This is a genomic window from Acidovorax sp. GW821-FHT11A03 (assembly GCF_058809075.1).
This window is the reverse complement of the sequence record NZ_JBXASG010000001.1, coordinates 674,998-694,331: the sequence shown is the minus strand read 5'-3', so window position 1 is coordinate 694,331 and position 19,334 is coordinate 674,998. Positions and strand designations below refer to the sequence as shown.

At 63.0% G+C, this 19,334-nt stretch carries 16 protein-coding genes and 2 pseudogenes; 6 read left to right on the top strand and 12 right to left on the bottom strand.

The window, feature by feature from the left end:
• The 6 genes from AC1RVY_RS03175 to AC1RVY_RS03150 form a co-directional block, all read right to left on the bottom strand.
• The gene (locus AC1RVY_RS03175; protein WP_492805374.1) at window positions 1-1,278 is read right to left on the bottom strand and encodes a ribulose-bisphosphate carboxylase large subunit family protein; all 1,278 of its coding nucleotides are present in this window, start codon (window positions 1,276-1,278) and stop codon (window positions 1-3) included.
• A 98-nt stretch (window positions 1,279-1,376) separates the two neighbouring features.
• Window positions 1,377-1,919 carry a VOC family protein gene (locus AC1RVY_RS03170; protein WP_492805267.1) on the bottom strand — a complete coding sequence of 181 codons (543 nt, stop codon included), beginning with the start codon at window positions 1,917-1,919 and terminating at the stop codon, window positions 1,377-1,379.
• 87 nt (window positions 1,920-2,006) lie between these two features.
• The gene (locus AC1RVY_RS03165; protein WP_492805265.1) at window positions 2,007-2,801 is read right to left on the bottom strand and encodes a transporter substrate-binding domain-containing protein; all 795 of its coding nucleotides are present in this window, start codon (window positions 2,799-2,801) and stop codon (window positions 2,007-2,009) included.
• A 62-nt stretch (window positions 2,802-2,863) separates the two neighbouring features.
• Entirely contained in the window at window positions 2,864-3,646 is a 783-nt protein-coding gene (locus tag AC1RVY_RS03160) for an amino acid ABC transporter ATP-binding protein (protein WP_492805264.1), read from the bottom strand.
• A gap of 14 nt (window positions 3,647-3,660) precedes the next feature.
• A complete protein-coding gene (locus AC1RVY_RS03155) occupies window positions 3,661-4,350 on the bottom strand; it encodes an amino acid ABC transporter permease (RefSeq protein WP_492805263.1) in 690 nt (229 codons plus the stop codon).
• A complete protein-coding gene (locus AC1RVY_RS03150; protein WP_492805261.1) occupies window positions 4,347-5,030 on the bottom strand; it encodes an amino acid ABC transporter permease in 684 nt (227 codons plus the stop codon). Before AC1RVY_RS03150 ends, AC1RVY_RS03155 begins: the two co-directional genes overlap by 4 nt.
• A 266-nt stretch (window positions 5,031-5,296) precedes the next feature.
• On the opposite strand from AC1RVY_RS03150, the gene AC1RVY_RS03145 reads away from it, so the two are divergent.
• Both AC1RVY_RS03145 and AC1RVY_RS03140 read left to right on the top strand, forming a co-directional pair.
• Window positions 5,297-6,364, top strand: a complete 1,068-nt coding sequence (locus AC1RVY_RS03145; protein ID WP_492805260.1) for a LacI family DNA-binding transcriptional regulator — start codon at window positions 5,297-5,299, stop codon at window positions 6,362-6,364.
• Between the two features lie 252 nt (window positions 6,365-6,616).
• The gene (locus AC1RVY_RS03140; RefSeq protein WP_492805259.1) at window positions 6,617-6,844 is read left to right on the top strand and encodes a hypothetical protein; all 228 of its coding nucleotides are present in this window, start codon (window positions 6,617-6,619) and stop codon (window positions 6,842-6,844) included.
• 295 nt (window positions 6,845-7,139) lie between these two features.
• Here the strand turns inward: AC1RVY_RS03140 and AC1RVY_RS03135 are convergent, their stop codons facing one another.
• From AC1RVY_RS03135 to AC1RVY_RS03125, 3 genes and pseudogenes are all read right to left on the bottom strand, one after another.
• Window positions 7,140-7,604, bottom strand: a complete 465-nt coding sequence (locus AC1RVY_RS03135; RefSeq protein ID WP_492805258.1) for a tetratricopeptide repeat protein — start codon at window positions 7,602-7,604, stop codon at window positions 7,140-7,142.
• 11 nt (window positions 7,605-7,615) lie between these two features.
• Window positions 7,616-10,597, bottom strand: coding sequence for an RHS repeat-associated core domain-containing protein (locus AC1RVY_RS03130; protein ID WP_492805373.1), 2,982 nt, complete (start codon window positions 10,595-10,597; stop codon window positions 7,616-7,618).
• A 345-nt stretch (window positions 10,598-10,942) separates the two neighbouring features.
• Window positions 10,943-11,311: pseudogene (locus AC1RVY_RS03125) on the bottom strand (hypothetical protein); the annotation flags it as partial.
• A 1,698-nt stretch (window positions 11,312-13,009) separates the two neighbouring features.
• On the opposite strand from AC1RVY_RS03125, the pseudogene AC1RVY_RS03120 reads away from it, so the two are divergent.
• Window positions 13,010-14,411 (top strand): annotated as a pseudogene (locus tag AC1RVY_RS03120) (IS1182 family transposase).
• A 302-nt stretch (window positions 14,412-14,713) separates the two neighbouring features.
• Here the strand turns inward: AC1RVY_RS03120 and AC1RVY_RS03115 are convergent.
• Together AC1RVY_RS03115 and AC1RVY_RS03110 are read right to left on the bottom strand one after the other, a co-directional pair.
• Window positions 14,714-15,196 (bottom strand): hypothetical protein, encoded by a 483-nt coding sequence (locus tag AC1RVY_RS03115; protein ID WP_492805257.1) that lies wholly within the window; start codon window positions 15,194-15,196, stop codon window positions 14,714-14,716.
• 141 nt (window positions 15,197-15,337) lie between these two features.
• Window positions 15,338-16,321, bottom strand: a complete 984-nt coding sequence (locus AC1RVY_RS03110; RefSeq protein ID WP_369642416.1) for a DMT family transporter — start codon at window positions 16,319-16,321, stop codon at window positions 15,338-15,340.
• Window positions 16,322-16,525: 204 nt separating this feature from the next.
• Here AC1RVY_RS03110 and AC1RVY_RS03105 point away from each other — a divergent pair, with 204 nt between their 5' ends.
• Window positions 16,526-17,428 carry a LysR family transcriptional regulator gene (locus AC1RVY_RS03105; protein WP_218295085.1) on the top strand — a complete coding sequence of 301 codons (903 nt, stop codon included), beginning with the start codon at window positions 16,526-16,528 and terminating at the stop codon, window positions 17,426-17,428.
• Window positions 17,429-17,433: 5 nt separating this feature from the next.
• On the opposite strand, the gene AC1RVY_RS03100 is transcribed toward AC1RVY_RS03105, so the two are convergent.
• The gene (locus AC1RVY_RS03100; RefSeq protein WP_492805256.1) at window positions 17,434-18,198 is read right to left on the bottom strand and encodes a DeoR/GlpR family DNA-binding transcription regulator; all 765 of its coding nucleotides are present in this window, start codon (window positions 18,196-18,198) and stop codon (window positions 17,434-17,436) included.
• Window positions 18,199-18,261: 63 nt separating this feature from the next.
• Between AC1RVY_RS03100 and AC1RVY_RS03095 the strand changes: the two genes are divergently transcribed.
• Window positions 18,262-18,672, top strand: a complete 411-nt coding sequence (locus AC1RVY_RS03095; protein WP_492805254.1) for a DUF4406 domain-containing protein — start codon at window positions 18,262-18,264, stop codon at window positions 18,670-18,672.
• Window positions 18,669-19,301: an NUDIX domain-containing protein gene (locus AC1RVY_RS03090; RefSeq protein ID WP_218338631.1), complete on the top strand. Its 633-nt coding sequence runs from the start codon at window positions 18,669-18,671 to the stop codon at window positions 19,299-19,301. The genes AC1RVY_RS03095 and AC1RVY_RS03090 overlap by 4 nt, the downstream gene beginning before the upstream one ends.
• The last annotated feature ends 33 nt before the right edge of the window (window positions 19,302-19,334 follow it).

Sequence of the window (19,334 nt, the reverse complement as noted above, 5' to 3'; positions counted from 1 at the left end):
TTATTTCTTGCCGAAGAATTCGATTGCACGGCGCAGCTCGGAGGCCTGGCTGGCGCGCTGGGCCAGGGTCTCGCCCTTTTGCACCGCGTCCCAGGCCTGCTGCAGGCTGGCCACGCCCGCAGCGGGGCCATCGGGGTGGGCCAGGATGCCGCCGCCGGACATGAACAGCAGGTCGTTGGACTGGATGCTGTCCCACGTGGCGGGCACGGTGCCGGCCCACTGGCCGTTGGAGAAGGCGGGCAACACGCGGTCGTCCAGCCCATCACACAGCGGGGCCAGCGTGTCGTGGGCCGACTCGATCACTTCTTCGTCGGTCTGCGAGAACTTGCCCTGCAAGCCGTGCACATGCATGTGGTCCACGCCCGCCAGGCGCCACAGTGTCTGCCAGGCGTTGAATGAAAAGCCCAGCAGAGGGTGGCGCGACAGCGCGCCGTAGCCATTGCGGTGGCCGTGCAGCGCCAGCGGGCTGTGGCGGCGCAGGGTTTGCACGGCCGAGTAGCCACACCAGTTCAGGCTGACCATGATGCAGCTGCCGCCTTCAGCGGCGATCAGGTCGGCGTGGCGGCGCATGGCGTCGGTCTCGTCGGTGATGTTGAAGGCCACCATCACCGGCTTGCCGGTCTTGTCCTGGTGGGCGCGCACCCGGCGCATCACGGCCTTGACGCGGTCGGCCAGCGGCGCGTGAACCGGGTTGGCGCAGACTTCGTCGTCCTTGATGAAGTCCACCCCGGCGGCGCACAGGCGGCCGGCCAGGTCGCCGGTTTCTTCGGCCGACAAGCCCACGTTGGGTTTGATGATGGTGCCGATCAGCGGGCGGCCCTGCACACCGGTCAGTGCGCGGGTGCCGGCGATGCCGTGGCGGGGCATGTCGAACTGCGAGCGGTAGGCACTGGGCAGCTTCATCGACTCCAGGCGCAGGCCGGTGACCTCACCCAGGTCGTACAGATTGCCTGACACCGTGGCGGCCAGCGTCGGCAGGTTGGGGCCAATGTTGTCGCACGGAAAGCTCACGCGCAGCCGGGCCCGCTGCCAGGTCTGCGGCGTGTCGAACATGCCGCGCCGCTGCATCCAGCCGTTGGGCAGCGAAGGGGCGGGCGCCACGTCCAGCAGCTCGACCGATTCGACCGTGGCGCGGGCGCGTTCGCGCAGCGCGTCGGTCTCGCCCTCCACCCGGGTGAAGGTGCCACACGATTGTTCGCCCGCCAGCACTTCGGCCACATGGGCGGGGTCCAGCGGGGTTTCGATCAGGTAGGTGGCTTCAAAGCGGTCTGGGGACATGGTCAAGGTGATACTACTGTTTTGATAGCTGCTAGCGCTTATGGGACAAGCGCTAGAGGCCAATTTGGCTTAAAATTCAGACCCTCTTCAAGCCTTCATCAGATCTTGGAGAGATCCGGGAACGGCCGCACCGGGTCCGTCGTGCCGTCCCAGGTTTCCGACTCCGCACGGATCAGGTCGAACATGCGGCCCTTGGGGCCCGCCACTTCCGACAGCTCGATCACCGTGCCCGGGTGGTACTCGGTGTCGAAGTAGACAAAGCGGCCCTTTTCGCCCACCTCGCCGCTCATCACCGTCTTGAAGCCCTGGGCCGTCAGCCGCGCCAGGTCGGCGTCGTAGTCGCTCGTCCAGTACGCCACGTGCTGCAGCCCGGTGCGCCCGGCCTGCAGAAAGTCGCGGTACATCGACGGCACGTCGTTGCGCGTCTGGATCAGCTCGACCTGCACATAGCCCGAGTTGGCCAGAGCCACCGAGTTGTGCGGCTCGTACGATTCGTCTTTGTAAACGTAGTTCTTGATCGGAACCTTGGGGTTGTAGAACCAGGGGCCCACGCCCAGGGTCTTGCTCCAGTAGTCCATGGCGGCTTCGATGTCGTGGACCACGTAGCCAAGTTGGCGGATGGCGCCGAAATGACGGCTCATAAAAATTTCCTTTGGTGGTGATGCGTCAGGGCAGGGCGCAGCCGGGCGGGGCCCATCAGGCGCCGCCCAGGTTGCAGGCTTATTTGCTTACTTGGCGCCGTCGATGATTTCTTTGGGGATCGGCACGCCCGCGTACTTCACGTGGATGTCGTTGAGCTTGCCGTTGGCCAGGTTGGTCTTGATCCAGCCGTTGACGGCGGCCATCAGCTCGGGCTGGCCTTTGCGCATGGCCACGCCCAGTTGGTACGACTGCAGGATGAACTTGGTCTCGAAATCGCGCGCCGGGTTCTTCTTGGCGATGGCAGCAATGATCGGCGGCGTGATTGCGACGATGTCGGCCTGGCCGGTGGCGGCGGCGGTGATGGACGCGGATTCATCGTCAAACCGCACCACCTTGGCCTGCGGTGCGCGCTCGGTCACGATCTTGTCCTGCGGGCCACCGCGCGTCACGGCCACGGTTTTGCCCGCCAGGTCTTCGATGCTGGTCAGCTTCAAGCTCTTGGGCGCGCCCACTGCCGCCTGGATGGCGCCGTAGGGGATGGAAAAGTCCACCGCCTTCTGGCGCTCGGGCGTGATCGACAGCGACGAGATGATCAGGTCCACCTTGTTGGACAGCAGGTTGGGGATGCGTGCCGAGTTCGTCGTGTTCACGATCTCCAGCGTCAGGCCCATGTCCTTGGCCAGCAACTCGGCCGCTTCCACGTCCGAGCCCACGGGCTTCATCTTGTCGTCCACGTAGCCGTAGAACGGCGCGCCAAAGTCGATGCCCACGCGCAGCTTGCCGGCGGACTTGATGTCGGCCAGCTCGGCCATGGCGGGCATGCACAGAGCGGCGGCGCCCACAGCCAGCAAGGTGCGGCGGAAGAAGAGGGAAGCGGTCATGGTGGTTGTCTCCTGGTGGTTTTTGAGTACGGAATCGAAAGGGGCAGGGCTGAAGCTGAAACTCAAAGCCCGTGAGAAAGAAAGTCGCGCAGCTCTGCGGTCTGCGGGTTCTTGAGCATGTCGCCCGGGCCCGTCTCCCACACCTTGCCCTCGTGCATGTAGATGATGGTGTCGGCCACCCTGGCGGCGAACTCCATCTCGTGCGTGACCAGCACCATGGTCATGCCGCCCTGGGCCAGGGCTTCGATCACGCGCAGCACCTCGCCGGTCAGTTGCGGGTCCAGCGCAGAGGTCACCTCGTCGAACAGCATCACCTGCGGCTCCATCGCCAGCGACCGGGCAATCGCCACGCGCTGCTGCTGCCCGCCCGAGAGCTGCTCGGGGTAGGCCTGCGCCTTGTCCGCCAGGCCCACCTGCTGCAGCGTGCGGGCGGCAATCTCGCGCGCCTTGGCCGTGGGCAGGCTCTTCACGGCCTTGGGGGCCAGCGTGATGTTCTGCTCCACCGTCAGATGCGGGAACAGGTTGTAGCTCTGGAACACGATGCCCACGTCCTGGCGCAGCTGGCGCAGGTCGATGGCGGGGTCGTGCACCGCGTGGCCGCAGACGTTGATGGTGCCGCTGTCGATGATCTCCAGCCGGTCGATGCAGCGCAGCGCCGTGCTCTTGCCCGAGCCGCTCTTGCCGATGATGGCCACCACCTGGCCCCGGGGAATGGCAAACGACACGCCCTTGAGCACCTGGTTGCTGCCAAAGCTCTTGTGCACGTCCTTCAGTTCAACGACGGGCTGCGCAGGCGAGGCCGCCGGCTGGAAGGGTTGCGCGGCAGCGTCTCGGGCGAGGTTCATGGTGTCTTCTCGTTTCATGCGGTGGTCACAGAGGGGGTGGCTGTGCCACGGTTGTTTCCAAACTGCTGGCGCTGCTCCAGCTTGCGGCTCCACACCGACAGCGGGTAGCACATCGCAAAGTAGACGATGGCGATCAGCAGGTACACGGTAAAAGGCTGAAAGATGGAGTTGTTGATGAGCTGCCCCGCACGCACCAGCTCGATGAACCCCACGATGGACGCCAGCGAAGTGTTCTTCACGATCTGCACCATGAAGCCCACCGTGGGCGGCGTGGCAATGCGCACCGCCTGCGGCAGCACCACCATGCGCATGCGCTGGGTGCGCGACAGGGCCAGGCATTCGGCCGCCTCCCACTGCGTGCGCGGCACCGACTCGATGCACCCGCGCCAGATCTCGCCCAGGTAGGCGCTGACGTAAACAATCATCGCGATGCTGGCCGCCACGATGGCGGGCAGCTCCAAGCCCGCAATGGACAGGCCGAAGTAGCACAGGAACAGCACCACCAGCAGCGGCGTGCCCTGGATGATCTGAATCCACGCAATCGTCGCCCAGCGCACCGCCTTGATCGGGCTGACGCGGCACAGCGCAATCACGCCCCCGGCCAGGCCACCGCCCACAAACGCAATCAGCGACAGGCCGATGGTCCACAGCGCGCCCCACATCAGGTACTGCAGGTGATACGAGTTCAGTCCACCGTCAATCATTTGGCGCTCCCCAATTTGCGTTGGCGCGTGAACACGATCTGCCCGAACACCCACAGCCCCAGCCGCATCAGCAGCGACAACGCCAGGTAAGCCACCGCCACCAGGATGTAAGCCTCAAACGGGCGGAAGGTCTCGGACTGCACCCGCGCCGCCACGGCGGTGAGTTCTTCCACCGAGATCTGCGAGGTGATGGACGAGGCCAGCATCAGCAGCACGAACTGGCTGGTGAGCGCGGGGTACACCTTCTCCATCGCCGGGCGCAGCACCACATGCCAGTACACCTGCCGGCGCGTAAGGCCCAGACACTCGGCCGCCTCGATCTGGCCCTTGTGGATCGAATCCATGCCCGCCCGCATGATTTCGCAGGTATAGGCCGCCACGTTGATCACCAGCGTCAGCAGCGCCGCAGCAAACCCCGACACCTTGAAGCCCAGGCTGGCCAGGCCAAAGAACACCAGAAACACCTGCACCAGCAGCGGCGTGTTGCGCAGCACTTCTACATACGCACCGCAGGCCCGCACCAGCCAGCGCTGGTCGCTGCGCCGGCCAATGGCCAGCAGCGTGCCGCCCACAAAACCGATCACCGTGGCCGGGAAGGACAGCAGGATGGTCATCCAGGCCCCTTCCAGAAACTGGGGCCAGTTGGCCAGCACGCTGGCAAAGTCGAACTCGTACGTCATGAGCGGGGCAGCGGTGCGCGTCAGTCAGCGGGTGCTGGCGCGGCCAAACACTGGCGGCTTGACCTGTGGACGCAGGCGAACGTGAGCGGAAATACCAGGCATGTCTTTGTCTCCTGCATGATCGGTCTGGCAGGGTGCCAACCGTCACAACCTAGGGTTTGTACTGATTGTTTCTGATGCCTTTCAGCACCGAACGCCCAGTGATACTATCCGCGGAATCCATCAAATACCAGCAAACTAGATGATGGTTTTTGATTGAATTGCACATGGCCCAAACCCCGCCCCACCCAAGCAGTCCCCGCAGCCCGCGCATCCCCGACATCGCCCAACTGTCCGGCGTCTCCACCGCCACGGTCGATAGGGTGCTGAACCAGCGGTCGGGCGTGCGCAACGCCACCGCGCAGCGGGTGCTGCAGGCCGCAGCCACCCTGGGCTACCTACCGCAGGCGGAGCTGCACGCGGCGCTGCAGCCCCAGCCCCTGCGCCTGATGGTGCTGATCCCCGAGGGCAGCAACCGCTTTCTGCAAATGCTGGGCGACGTGATCGGCTACGCGCAAGATCACTGGGCACCGTTCAACGTGCGCTGCCAGGCGGCGTACATCGAAAGCTTCAACCCCGACGCGCTGGCCAAAGCGCTGCTGCACTACGGCAAGCGCTGCGACGGCATCGCCTTCATGGCGCTGGAACACCCCGTGGTGCGCGAGGCCGTGGCCCAGCTGGCAGAGCAGGGCGTGCCCACGGTCACGCTGATCTCGGACTTGTCCAACTCGCGCCGCGTGGCCTATGTGGGCCTGGACAACCGCGCCGCAGGCCGCACCGCCGCCTACCTGATCGCCCGCTTCATGGGCCCGCTGGCTCACAGCCGCAAGGCGCATGTGGCGATGATTGTTGGATCACTGCGCTACCGCGCCCACGAGGAGCGCGAGGCGGGCTTTTTGCACCTGTTCGAAGAGCAGTTCCCCCTGGTGCAGGTGGTGGGCGTGCGCGAAGGCCAGGACGACGCCGAACGCAACTACCGCCAGGCCCGCGCGCTGCTGGAGCAGCACGACGACCTGGCAGGCATCTACAACATCGGTGGCGGGGCCGAAGGCATCGGCCGTGCGCTGAAGGAGGCCGGGGCCGACCGCAAGATCGTGTTCATCGGCCATGGGCTCACGCCGGATACGCGGGCGCTGCTCATCGACGGGACGATGGATGCGGTGATCACGCAGAACCCGCAGGGCGCGGTGATGAACTGCGTGCGGATTTTTGCGAATTTAAGGGATGGGCGGGAGCCGACGAGTGGGGTGGAGACGATGCGGAGTCAGGTGATATTTCGGGAGAATTTGCCGTAGGAGAGGTGCTGCGCCGCGTTGGAGGCAGGCCAACAGGCGGGCAAAGGCGTGCTCTATATTGGAACCCTATAGAGAGCTGGCTCATTGACCGTTCAAGGCTGACAGCAGCCGCTCATCCCGCTTTCGACGAAAGGCTGCTCTTTTCGGTAGCAGTCATTGAACATCACCGCCGAACGACCCTACGGATTCAAGACTCAACGCGGCTAGCATGTTTGCGGTAGGGGGTAATTCAAGCGGCTGGCTGAGCTGGAGATGAGTACGGAGAGCCTGGAGCTGAGCCACGATACCTTTAGCCGCAATACCCGGCTGCAATTGCGCCAGGTGTTTGAGGCGCTGCGCGAGCTGGCCCACAAGGTGACTCCTGCAGAGCCGCCACCATGCAAGCGGCCTATCGGGTTCTTGCCGCTGGAGCACGACAAGCCCAAGGGGAGCGCCAAGGCGGCAAAGGCGCTCAAGTCAGGGCCGCGCAAAAAGACGTAGCGCGCAACCACCCAGCGGCTAAAGAGAAAGCCACCCGGAACCCCACAGCTTTAGCGGCTGGCAGGGGTGGCGGGTGGCTTTTTCCTGTTTAGTAGCTATGGGGGTCTTGCTCGCTGCTCAGGGTGCAAGATGCAAGACCTGACCCTTAGTCGTTTTTTCTGCAGCCCATCGCCCCAATTTTTTTGAAAGCAATCTCACCTGGAAAAAATTATCCAGGGCGACTAAGCTGCAAACCGTTTTCGCACAACGATTGGGCTATCTCTTCCTACGTGTGGTTTTCACTTGGCGGCAGTAGCTAACGCACAAGCACACCCAAGACATCCGCACGGCGAAACCAGACTTCGGCGGTCTGACGATCACGATCAATCCCAATTCCATAGTACAGGCAGCGACCAACCTCCGCATATGAATCATTATCTCCATTCAGGGCGGCTGCCAGGAAATGCCTGTAGGCTGCACGTGCATTTTTTCGTAACCCCACGCCGGTCTCGTAACTAACTGCAAGATCAAAGTGTGCTAAAGCTATATCCGCCTTCGCCGCAATTTTGAGCAGCTGGGTTGCTTTAATCGGATCGCGGGGGCAGCCGCCGTGCCCAAAGAGATGCCAAGTTGCCAATGCATAGGTAGCACGATGATCTCCGTCTCGGCGTGCATTTTCTAGCAATAATCTAACAAAACTCAAATCCGGATTCTTACTCCTTGCGGCCTTTAAAGCACGTTCATATGAGTCATCTGGTTTGCGGTCTTTCTTAGTATTCATGTTGGATATCATCAACAGAGTTCAGGCCCTGGTATTGGAGGCGGCTCCGCCACCTCACACAAGGGGCAAACTAATGGCAATATGCCCGGTATGACAGGCCAGGGGCCTTTATGACCTGGCGGTCTTTGGCTAGGAGGTCGTCTACTTTTGTCTCCCTTTTCTCCTCCGGCATCCTTTCCCTTGCGCGCTTGGCCTTTTTGATGCTTGCCTAAAGTGCTTGGTCGTGCACCACTAGTATGCTCTGCGGCCAATCCTTCTGGATCGCTCCAATTTATCGGCTCGCCGTCGGCATAGTTAAACCGATTCCACCCCCCATCCAACCCAATCGGATCCCCCTGCGTATACCGCCCCGTCCTGCTGTCATAGCTGCGGAAGTAGTTGTAGTGCAGCTTTGTCTCTTGGTCATAGTATTGCCCCGGATACCGCAGGTTGAACGTGACTTCCGGAATGCTCGTTGCGCCCGTCGTCGGGTTTGTTGTCTCGCTGGTAAACCTCTTCGACGCAATTGTGGGCTGCTCATCCCCAAACGCGCTGTAAGCCCACTGCCACGCAGCTTGCCCATCGGCCTGCGTGAGCTTTCTAGGCGTGTTCAGGTGGTCGCTGTGGATGGCATAGGTTTGACCTTTGATCACCGCAGCAATGGGCATGGGGCCTGAAGCAGTGGGCAGGTACAGGTATTGCGCCGTGCCCGAGCTGTTGCTGCCGCCCGAGCCGTATTCGCCCAGCAGGCTGCCGTCTTCTGCGTACACGTAGCTGAAGCCCAGTTTCTCTGCGTCGCTGGTATTAGGGCTCCAGAGCTTGTTCCAGAAGTTCTTCAGTTGCTCGATGAACCCTAGCTGTTCCTGGCCTTCATCATCGTCGTCGGCCAACAGGTTGGCCAGGGTCTTGGTGCTGGCGGGTTTGGCAGCGGCGCTGCTGTACAGCGGCTCTGTCTTGAACACGCGCTGGCCAAGGCCGTTGTGGGCATATTTGGTGGTGGGGGCGTCTGTTCCTTGGCCCGTGGTGGCGCTCTCCATGCGCCCTTCGCTGTCGTACTGGTAGCTGATCAGGCCGTCGCCCAGCAAATCACCTGCATTGTTGTACTGGTAGGTGACGTTGGCGGTAGAGGTGTTGGTGCCTTGCGTGGTGGTCTGGCTGAAGCCTAGCAGCCGGTTGTGGCTGGCGTCTCCGCCGTAGCTGCGGCTGGTGGTGGTGCCTGCTGCGTCGCGGGTGCTGGCGGTGCGGTTGCCGTTGGCGTCGTACTGGAAGGTGGCGCTGTCAGCAGGGTTGCCGCTGCCTGTGGCGCGGGTAAAGCCAATGATGCGGCCTGCGGGGCTGTACTGCACGGTCCAGGTGCTGGTGGCCTGGGTGATGGTGCTGTCTTGCGGGTTGGCGCTGGCCGGTTGCCAGAGATTCTGGCTCAGGGTGTGGATGCGGCCTGCCGCGTCGTACTGGTAGCTGCTGAACTCGGTGGCGGTGAGCTGGCCTGCGGTGTTGTAGCTGCGGGTGGCCGGGATGGCGCTGGCAGCGCCGGGCAGGTTCCAGTTCCAGCCGGTGGGCTGGCCCAGGGGGTTCCAGGTGATGCCGCTGACCAGGGGCTGGCCAGCCCAGGTGAGGCCGGTGAGTTGGCCGGTAGTGTCGTAGATGTTTTGCAGGACTTGGTCACCGGGGTAGGTGGTGCTGGCGAGCAGGCCCTGGGCGTTGTAGCCGTAGCTGACGCTGCGGGTGTCGCCGTTGATCAGTGTCTGGGTCTTGCTGGTGACGCGACCGTGGCCATCACGCTGGTAAGTGGTGGTGCCGCTGGCGTCAACGATCTCGCTGAGGTGGCCTTTGCTGGTGGGCGTGAGGTCGTAGCGCAGGGTGGTGGTGCGGCCATCGGCATACGTGATCAAGGTCGGCCGGCCGAGCAGGTCACGCTCAATGGTGGTGGCCTGGCCCAGGGCGTCTGTTACGGTGGCGGGCAGGCCCAGGGCGTCGTACTGGGTGGTTTCTGTGCCGGTGTCGGGGCTGGTCTCACTGGTGGCGTTGCCCAGGGCGTCGCGGGTGTAGGTGGTGGCTACGCCTTTGAAGTCTGTGGCCTGGGTGGTGGCGTCCAGGGCGTTGTAGCTCAGGGATGCGGTGGCGTTTTCTGCGTTGGTGATGGTCTTGATGCGGCGCAGCGCGTCCAAGCCGAGCTGGGTGCTCTGGTTGATGCCGTTGGTGGTGCGGTTGGCCTCGCCGTTGGCGTCGTAGCCGTAAGTGGTGGTCTGCTGGCCGCCAACGGTGGTGCTGACCACGCGGTTGAGAGGGTTCATGCCGCGCGCCAGGCTCCATGCGAGCTGGCCCTGGGCATTGCGCACGTCTTCCTGCGTGCGGTTGCCCATGGCATCCAGGGTGTAGATGCCGGAGTTGCCGCGGTTGTCGCTCCAGCCTGTGATGCGCTGGGCTGCGTCGTAGGTGTAGGTAAAAACGTGGCCGCTGGGCAGCGTGGCGGTGGCGATCTGGCCACTGGGGCGGTAGGAGAAGGTGGTAGTTTGTCCTCCTGTGAGGGCGGTGAGCACGCGGCCCCGCGCGTCGTAGGTGTAGGTGGTCACCAGGCCCGTGGGGGCCGTGCGGGTGAGCACACGACCCGCGGCGTCATGAGTGTACGTGTCGGTGTGACCCAGGGCGTTGGTGGTGCTGGTGAGGTTGCCTGCGCTGTCGTATTGGTAGCTGGTCACGCCGCCATTCGCTGCGGTCTCGGTGGCGACCAAGCCCGAGGGGTGGTAGGTCCAACTAGTGGTGCGGGCGGTGCTGTCGGCCCCAGTGTCTGTGATGGTCTGGCTCAGGCGGTTGCCCGCGCTGTCGTAGGTGTAGGTGGTGGTTCGGCCGGCTTCTGTGACGGTGAGGGGCAGGCGCCACTGGGCATGCCAGGTGGTGTTGGTGGTGCGCTCTTCGGGTTTGCCTGCGGCCTGGGTGACGGACAGGGGCAGTCGGCGATTCGTGTCCCAGGCGTAGGTGGTGTTGGTGCCGAGAAAGTCAGTTCTTGACTCCAACAAACCTAATGCGCTCTGAGTGCGGCTGTATGCATCTGCTTGACCATGAGCAGATGGCTTTGAGCCAGCGGCCACGATGAATTTCCCATTTTGCTTGCCGTAGGTGTAGCTGCGAGTTGCGCCAAGTGGATCCGCTACCAACACAGAATTGACGCTCCCATCGGCTGCGAACGTGTACGTGGCACCATAACTATTTACGCCACCACTATGTTGCGTGCTAGTTGCTCGCCCAAAACTGTCGTAGTTAAATGTCGCAAAGCGATTTGCATTTTCGTCCAATATGCCTGTAAGCAGGTGTGGGAGCGCCGCTACTTCGTAAAGATAGCCTCTAGTGAAATTGCCGGGGTACGAAACAGACGAAAGTCGATTTTGAATATCGTATGTGTAAAAAACATTCTGTCCGTCAGGCACGGCGAGAGAGCTCAGCCTTCCAGATGTGTCATAGGAAAACGAAATTTGTTGATTAAATTTATTTTTAACAGAAATTAATCTATTAAAACCATCATATTCGTAGCTTTGCCAGATTCCATTTCGTTTGTAGTAAGCTTTGACAAGCCCATCGCTTCTGAAGTGCCATGCATCACCTTCATTTGCTCGGCGATAAATACGCTCATTTGCGCTTAAATGAATGCCATCTTGGGGTGTATCTAGACTTGGCCAGAAACTCGCACCAGTTGTTATCTGGAAAGATCTTAACTGCCCGTTTGGCAGCATTACGAATGCGTACTGCCCTTTTATTTGAAGATTCGTTTGAAAGCTGTGCCGCCACAAACCTGCAACCGCATCCACCGGCTGTACACCGTAGGGCGGCGCACTCGAGACCAATGCGCTATCGTAGTAGCGATTAAATGTTAGTGCGCCGTTGCGGATGTCTATATAGTCCGTCTCGGTCTGAATTTTCTTGGCAAGGGGAAATACAATGGGATTCCCTCCGTACATGCCGTCTTTGGAGCACCGCGACCCCAAATCAGGCTCATCTGCAGGCGGAGGATCGGTCCCTGGTGGGTTGGACTCAGGAGGACTACCACCCGGACCCGAATCTGGCGGCACATCTGGGGGCAGATCGGGAGGGGGCGTTTTTATTTTGCAGACCCTGTCATGATTGCTAGAGTCGGTTGGGTTGTATGGTACTGTTTCGTCCCTTTCAAAACCATCTACGCATTCGCAATCTGCGTTATTTATAAGTTTTGAATTTTCTGGGCACTGATATTTTGGCACTTCTCCAAAGCACCACCATGTAACCCCGTAAGCTGCACTAAAGCAGCAATATTGCGGCGGAGCGGGGTTGACATCAATATACCATCCACCTGGAATTGCTCCCAATCTGTTATTTAATATCGGGCACAGCGCCTCTTTGGTGGGTGCACATAGATCAAATCGACAGTACTCTACTCCATTAGGCTCACCTGGAAAGGATTTGTATGATGCGGATCTTGTGAAATTGCGGAAAATTTGCGAGGTGGTAGCACCTTGACTCTGATATGGCGAAGATTGTGGTTGCGACGCAGCCTGCATGGGAGCAATCTGGGCAAATATGGAAAAGTGCGCGCAAGTCGCAAAAAATACAACCAAACACTTAATAAGCATTAAGCCTCCTCGCAATATAATCAATATTATGATTTTGATGTTGCTTGGATATTTTTGGCTGAAAATGCTCCAAGGTCGCCCTCTTTGCTTGAGGGCTGCCCAGTGCCCCCACATTGTTCAGACGCCAAAGCCCAATCACATCTCCGCAATATGGCACTCTACCGAGGGGGGCGGGCAAACGAACAAGATGCACAAAGCAATTTGTAAGTGCATGTTGCTTTATGAATTTGGGCCTCTTGCCACTTCTCTGGTGAAGGTAGGGCAAGAAAAAATCGCAGCCGCGCAACTTTTTACTCAGTTCGCGTTGGACTTCGGAGTTGGACAAACCTGTAGTTCCATCGCGAACAATGACGGCGCAGGCGCGGCGGGGCAAAACTGTGTCGCGTCACAGCTGAGAGGCGATAGTCGGTGACTTTCAGGATCAAGCGCAAAAGAACTTAAAAGATCTGCTGTGTCAGTCGGAGCACTGCCACGCAGCGGGTCAGTTCATACACTGCTGATGCAGGGTTCACCGGTCAGGGACTCGAAGTCGGCATCGGCGCCCCTGTCAATACGCCAGCAGCGATGACCGCTGCCGAAAGGCCGGTACCCAGCAGCGCCCGCGAGAATGTCCCTGGTGTCTCAGGACTTAGGACAGCACGGAGGCGGGGCTGATCAGGCGCGTTGGGGTGCTTGATCGGGTTGCACGAAGAGCCGCCATCAACAGCTGCCGTTCCCACCCCCTGCAACGAACGACCGCAGCCGCTGGAGGCTGTGTGAAAACCCTCTCGCGGGCTGCCGCGTGCGCCAGTAATGTCTGGCGACATATTGAACATCGAGATCAATATGCCCAGATACATCGAGGGAGATAACCGGCATCAGGTCACATTGCTGCCAGAGAGCCTGGATGACTTCATTGCACAGGACAACACGGTTCGAATCGTTGATGCCTTCATCAACGAGTTGGACCTGGTGGCCCTGGGGTTCCATGGTGCAACACCGGCTGCAACCGGCAGGCCCTCGTACCATCCTGCAGTGCTCCTGAAGCTGTACCTCTACGGCTACCTAAACCGCATCCAGTCCAGTCGTCGGCTGGAGCGTGAGTGCCAGCGCAACGTGGAACTGATGTGGCTGACCGGCCGACTCGCTCCCGACTTCAAGACGATTGCGGACTTCCGGCGCGACAACGGCAAGGGCATCCGTAACGTCTGCCGGCGCTTCGTGGTGCTGTGCCGCGAATTGAAGCTGTTCACTGATTCCGTCGTGGCCATCGACGGCAGCAAGTTCAAGGCCGTCAATAACCGGGAGCGCAACTTCACGCCCGGCAAGATCGAGCGCCGAGAACGCGAGCTGGAGGAGAGCATCCAACGTTACCTCGATGCCTTGGAGACGGCAGACCGGACGCAGCCTGTGGAAATGCAGGCCAAGACCGAGCGGCTGCAAGGCAAGATCCAAAAGATGCGCCAACGCCTGCAAGGCCTGCGCCATGACCACCTACAGCGCCAAGGGCACGGCCATGGTGGGCTACAACGTGCAAGCCGCGGTAGACACCAAGAACCATCTCATCGTTGCCCACGAGGTCACGAACAACGGCAGTGACCGGGCGCAGCTCAGCCCGATAGCCCTGGCGGCACGCGATGCGATGGGCAAGCGGCGATTGAAGGCTATCGCCGACCGCGGCTACTACAGCGGCCCTGCACTCAAGGCTTGCGAGGATGCCGGCGTTGCCGCGCTGGTTCCCAAGCCCATGACATCCAATGCCAGATTCGAAGGCCGGTTCGATAAAACCGACTTCATTTATGTCGCTCGCGACGATGAGTACCAATGTCCAGCAGGCCAGCGAGCGATCCGCCGCTTCAACCGAGAAGAAGCTGGATTGCAGATCAGCATCTACTGGTCCAGCGCCTGCCCCACCTGCGCCATGAAAGCGCAATGCACAACGAGCCAGTACCGGCGCATCAGGCGATGGGAACACGAGGAGGTCATGGACAGGGTTCAGCAACGGTTGGACCGGATGCCTCACGCCATGACGGTGCGCAAAAGCACCGTCGAGCATGTCTTCGGCACCCTCAAGCACTGGATGGGCTGGACGCACTTCCTGACCCGAGGCATCGAGAATGTGTCCACCGAAATGAGCCTGAGCGTGTTGGCGTACAACTTCAAACGCGTCCTCAGCATCCTGGGCTTCGAAAACACAATGAAGGCAATGCGCCTTTCGGGTGCTAGGAGCCCGAAATGGTCGCTGTAAGCGGGAATCGGCCGTCCGAAGGCACCTCAAAGACCCCTCAGACGAATCGCAGGCCCAACCAATCCGAGTAAGCCACTGTGGGCCGGAGTAGCGCTGCTGCCGGGCAAGTTCTCCGCGCGTTATCACACGGCCTAGCTGCACAGCTGACATAGCGAATCGTAGTTGCTACTGAATTTATAGCTATTGGCGCTTTACCAATATGCGCCATGACCTATTTTGACTAATTTTCCGCGCGAGCCAAACCCGTTCGCGCCGCATCAGCCAGCGCAAGGTCTGCCAGCGCACCGCTCAGCCGCGGGTGCTCAAACCGGCATCCCTGCGCAGGCGCGGCACGCGGCACAGCGTTCTGCCCCGTCCAGCAACAGGGTCGACATTTCCCCCAGTAGGGACCGCAAAGGCAGTCCCGGCATGTGCAGCCAGGCGCGCCGGCCAAACGATGCAGCCAAAGCCTGCGCAAACGTGGCCTGCGTCACCGCATCAGGCGCCACGGCATTGATGTTGCCTTGCAGAGTTTGGTGCGCCATCGCAAACCGCACCAGGCCCACCGCATCCGCCAGATAAATCCACGGAGCAGGCTGCCGACCATGCCCCAGCACGGCGCCCAGGCCCAGGCGTGCGGCCAGCGCTTGCATCGGATATGCGCCACCACCGTGCCCCAGCACCACCCCAAACCGCATCCGCACTACCCGCACGCCCAAGGCTTCGGCGCGTCGCGCCTCGTGTTCGATGGCCGCGCACAGGTCGGACTGGAACTCGCCCGGGCGGGGTGGGGCGGTTTCGTCCAAGGGCTCCATCGACGCGTCGGGCGATGCGTGCAGCGAGGCGGCGCGGCGTTTGGGGATTTCGCGGGTGGGGTTAGCCAAGAAGCTGACACGGCCGGGCTTGCGCTGATTCCGTAGCCCGAACCTGCCCACCGCTGCATGGACTCAGACCGACTTGGCGCTCGGCTGTGCAGTCGGGTGTGAAGGAATGCCCTGAGGTGGCAGCGGCACCATCCGGGCGCCCCGCTGGCCGATCAACAACACCCCCGCCAGCACCAGCCCCGCGCCGGCCATCTGTGGCCACGACAAGGGCTCGTCCAGCAGCCAGCAACCGAAGAAGATCGTGAGGATGGGGCCCAGCGTGCCCACCAGCGCGGTTTGGGCTGCGCCGATGCGGCGGATGGCCGCCGAGGTCATGAATACCGGCAGCACGGTCGAGAAAATGGCCATGCCCAGCGCGTGCAGGTAGACCGGGGCAGGCTGCACCAGGGAGCCCGCGGGCTGGGACACGATGAAATGCGCCAGCGTGGCGACCGTGGAGACCAGCATCGCCAGCGCAGTGAAGCGTGCCGCGCCCAGGCGCCGGATGGCGGGCTCGCTGCCCGCCTGGTAGAACGCGTACGACACGGCCGAGCCGAACACGAAGCCCGCGCCGATGAGCACGGCGTGCGTGTCGCCCACAATGTGCAAGTCGTGCGCGAAGGCCAGGCCGATGCCCGCGTAGGACAGCAGCAGCGCCCCCATCTCGCGCCGGGATGCCCGCTTGCCCATGAACAGCACGCCGATCAGGATGGTGAGCGTGGGGTAGGTGAACAGGATCAGCCGCTCCAGGCTGGCGGTGATGTACTGCAGGCCGATGAAGTCGAGGATGCTCGCGCCGTAGTAGCCCAGCAGGCCCAGCGCGATCACCAGCAGCCAGTCGCGCCGGGTGAGCGGGGCCAGGTTGCGGCTGGCGCGCCAGCCCACCCAGGCGAACACGGGCACGGAAAACGCCATGCGCAGGCACAGCAGGGTGACGGAATCCACAGGGACGGCCTGGGGCACGGCATAGGCCAGCTTCACGAAGATGGCTTTGAAGGAGAAGCCCAGCGCGGCCAGGATGGCGAGGATGAGGCCGAGGCGTTCGGCGGACCAGTGTTTCCAGGGCATGGGATGCGGGCAGAGGGTGGGGGCGCGGGGGTGGAAAGGGCGCGCTGCAAGCGGTCAGGGCATGTAAAAAAAGCGAACGCCATGCAGGCTCAAAGGCGGGCCCAGAAAGATCGATGCGCCCGATGGTGCCTGCCGGGCGCGGCGGGCACAATTGTTATTGCCGCAACCGTTCGTTCGTTGTGGACGAATGCCAAGGGGCCTCCATTGACCTATGACCTGATCGATCTGCGCCTTTTTGTCGCCATTGCCGAAGAGCGCAACCTCACGCGCGGCGCCGCGCGCGCCTGCCTGGCGCCGTCGTCGGCCAGCCACCGGCTGCGGCGCCTGGAGGAGGCGCTGAACACCGCGCTCTTCGAGCGCCAGACCCGGGGCCTCGTGCTCACCCGTGCGGGCGAGGCGCTGCTGCGCAATGCCCGCCAGGTGCTGGCCAGCATCGAGCAGATGCATGCCAACCTCTCGCCGTTTGCCACTGGCATCCGCGGCCACGTGAGCCTGTGGGCCAACACGCATGCCACGCACACCTTCCTGCCCGACGACCTGGCGGGTTTCCTGAAGCGGCATCCGCAGCTGAGCGTGAGCCTGGAGGAGCGCACCAGCGCGGACATCGTGGTGGCGGTGGCCAGCGGCGAGATCGAGGTGGGCGTGCTGGCCGACAGCGGCTCGGGCGCGGGGGTGGAGCTGGCCCCGTACCGGCAGGACCGCCTGGTGCTCATCGTGCCGGCGGGCCATGTGCTGGCCGGGCGGGCGAAGGTGGGGTTCGCCGAGGTGCTCGACCACGCGTTTGTCATGCTGCACGCGGGCTCGGCCATCCACACCTTCACGATGAATGCCGCCGCCGAACTGGGCCGGCACCTGGACGTGCGCATCCAGGTGCGCAGCTTCGAGGCGGTGTGCCGCATGGTCGGGGCGGGCGTGGGCATCGGGCTGGTGCCGCGCGGCGCGGCCTTGCAGGTGGCGGGGCTGAGCGAGCCGCCGGTGGTGGTCGAGATGGACGAGCCCTGGGCTCAGCGCGACCTGCAGATCTGTGTGCGCAAGGGGGCGGTGCTGTCGGGTTTTGCCCAGGCGCTGGTGGCGCACCTGCGCCTGGGCGCGGGGCCCTTGGGCTGATCAGATCAGGCGGCGGCTGCGGTGGTCACCGTGACGCCGCCCGCCTGCAGCTTCTTGCGCAGTGCGGCGGGCGTGGACGCGGGCACCACCAGGGCCGCCAGTTCGCCGAGGGGCGCAATCGTGAAGGGCGATGCCGCGCCCAGCTTGTCGGCGGATGCCAGCACCACCGTCTCGGCCGCGCGCTGGTGCAGGGCGCGTTTCACGGCGGCCTCCTCGAAATCGCCCGTGGTCAGGCCCGCTTCGGCATGCACGCCGGTCACGCCCATCAGATACAGGTCCGCGCGCAGCTGCGCGGCGGCCTCGACCACGCTGGCGCCCACGTTCACCATCGAATGGCGGAACAGCCGGCCGCCCAGCACCAGTACCTCGATCTGCAGGTGTCCAGCCAATGCCACGGCCACGGCGGGGCTGTGCGTGACCACGGTGGCGCGCAGGTGCAGCGGCAGGTGCAACACCACCTGCAGCGAGGTGGTGCCCCCGTCGAGGATCACCACCTGGCCGGGCCGCACCAGGGCCGCCCCGGCACGGCCCAGGGCGCGTTTGTCTTCAGGGGCCAGCTGTTCACGCGCCCGCAGGCTGCCCACGGCGGCCGAGGCGGGCAGGGCGCCGCCATGCACGCGCTGCAGCAGGCCCTCGGCGGCCAGTTCGCGCAGGTCGCGCCGCACGGTGTCTTCCGAAATGCCCAGCTCTTCGCTGAAAGCCTTGGCCACGATCTGTCCGTCCCGCCGAAGGCGGTCGAGCAGGAGTTTCTTGCGTTGTGTGGTCAGCATGGGTGGGTTGCGTGAATTTGCATGTTTGTGCATGATATTGCACGTATTGAATATTGCAACACCATGCCCGCCCCTTCCGACACCGACTTTCCGCTGCTGGTCCTGATCGCCGGCCCGTACCTCTCTGGCACCGACGGCGACGCGGACCGCATCGCCGCCAACCGGGCCCGCCTGGAGGCGGCCGCGCTGCCGATCTACGAGCGCGGCCATCTGCCCCTGCTGGGGGAGTGGCTGGCATTGCCCATCATCCATGCGGCGGGCGGGCGCGAGCCGGGCGATGCCGTCTTCCATGCCTACCAGTACCCCGTGTCAGAGCGGCTGCTGGCGCGCTGCGATGCCGTGCTGCGCCTGCCCGGCGCGTCGCGCGGCGCGGACATGGACGTGGCGCGGGCCCGGGCGCGCGGGCTGCCCGTGTTCCACCACGTCGATGAGCTGCCCCGGCGCCAGGCTGGCGCCCGGGGGCATGCCGCATGAGCCGCCCGGTGCCCGCCGTGCCCATCGCCGAGCTCAATGCCCGCGCGGAGCACGTGAAGCTGCTGGACGTGCAACTGCTGTCCGACAACTGGTACGTGCTGCGCAAGGTCAGTTTTTCGCTGCGCCGGCGCGACGGCCAGTGGCAGACGCTGAGCCGCGAGGCCTACGACCGGGGCAACGGCGCGGCGCTGCTGCTGTTCGACCCGCGCAGGGGCACGGTGGTGCTCACGCGCCAGTTCCGGCTGCCGGCCTTCCTCAATGGGTGCGCGGACGGATTGCTGGTCGAGGCCTGCGCCGGGCTGCTTGACGGGGACGACCCCGAGACCTGCATCCGCCGCGAGGCGCAGGAGGAAACCGGCTACCGCGTGCGCCAGCCGCGCAAGGTGTTCGAGGCGTACATGAGCCCGGGTTCGGTCACCGAGAAGCTGCACTTCTTCATTGCCGAGTACGAGCCGCAGGACCGCGTGCGGGCCGGAGGCGGCCTGGTGAACGAGGGCGAGGACATCGAGGTCATCGAGATGCCGCTGGCCGAGGCCCTGGCGGGCATCGCCGGGGGCGCCATCCAGGACGGCAAGACGATCATGCTGCTGCAGCATGTGGCGCTGCAGCAGCAATTTGCTACTGTTTAGATAGCTGCTTGCGCTTTATCCATGGGCGCTGGA

Bases quoted from the DNA above. Each gene is read 5' to 3' on its own strand.
- AC1RVY_RS03175 (WP_492805374.1), bottom strand. From the start codon at position 1,278: ATGTCCCCAGACCGCTTTGAAGCCACCTACCTGATCGAAACCCCGCTG.
- AC1RVY_RS03170 (WP_492805267.1), bottom strand. From the start codon at position 1,919: ATGAGCCGTCATTTCGGCGCCATCCGCCAACTTGGCTACGTGGTCCAC.
- AC1RVY_RS03165 (WP_492805265.1), bottom strand. From the start codon at position 2,801: ATGACCGCTTCCCTCTTCTTCCGCCGCACCTTGCTGGCTGTGGGCGCC.
- AC1RVY_RS03160 (WP_492805264.1), bottom strand. From the start codon at position 3,646: ATGAACCTCGCCCGAGACGCTGCCGCGCAACCCTTCCAGCCGGCGGCC.
- AC1RVY_RS03155 (WP_492805263.1), bottom strand. From the start codon at position 4,350: ATGATTGACGGTGGACTGAACTCGTATCACCTGCAGTACCTGATGTGG.
- AC1RVY_RS03150 (WP_492805261.1), bottom strand. From the start codon at position 5,030: ATGACGTACGAGTTCGACTTTGCCAGCGTGCTGGCCAACTGGCCCCAG.
- AC1RVY_RS03145 (WP_492805260.1), top strand. From the start codon at position 5,297: ATGGCCCAAACCCCGCCCCACCCAAGCAGTCCCCGCAGCCCGCGCATC.
- AC1RVY_RS03140 (WP_492805259.1), top strand. From the start codon at position 6,617: ATGAGTACGGAGAGCCTGGAGCTGAGCCACGATACCTTTAGCCGCAAT.
- AC1RVY_RS03135 (WP_492805258.1), bottom strand. From the start codon at position 7,604: ATGAATACTAAGAAAGACCGCAAACCAGATGACTCATATGAACGTGCT.
- AC1RVY_RS03110 (WP_369642416.1), bottom strand. From the start codon at position 16,321: ATGCCCTGGAAACACTGGTCCGCCGAACGCCTCGGCCTCATCCTCGCC.
- AC1RVY_RS03100 (WP_492805256.1), bottom strand. From the start codon at position 18,198: ATGCTGACCACACAACGCAAGAAACTCCTGCTCGACCGCCTTCGGCGG.
- AC1RVY_RS03095 (WP_492805254.1), top strand. From the start codon at position 18,262: ATGCCCGCCCCTTCCGACACCGACTTTCCGCTGCTGGTCCTGATCGCC.
- AC1RVY_RS03090 (WP_218338631.1), top strand. From the start codon at position 18,669: ATGAGCCGCCCGGTGCCCGCCGTGCCCATCGCCGAGCTCAATGCCCGC.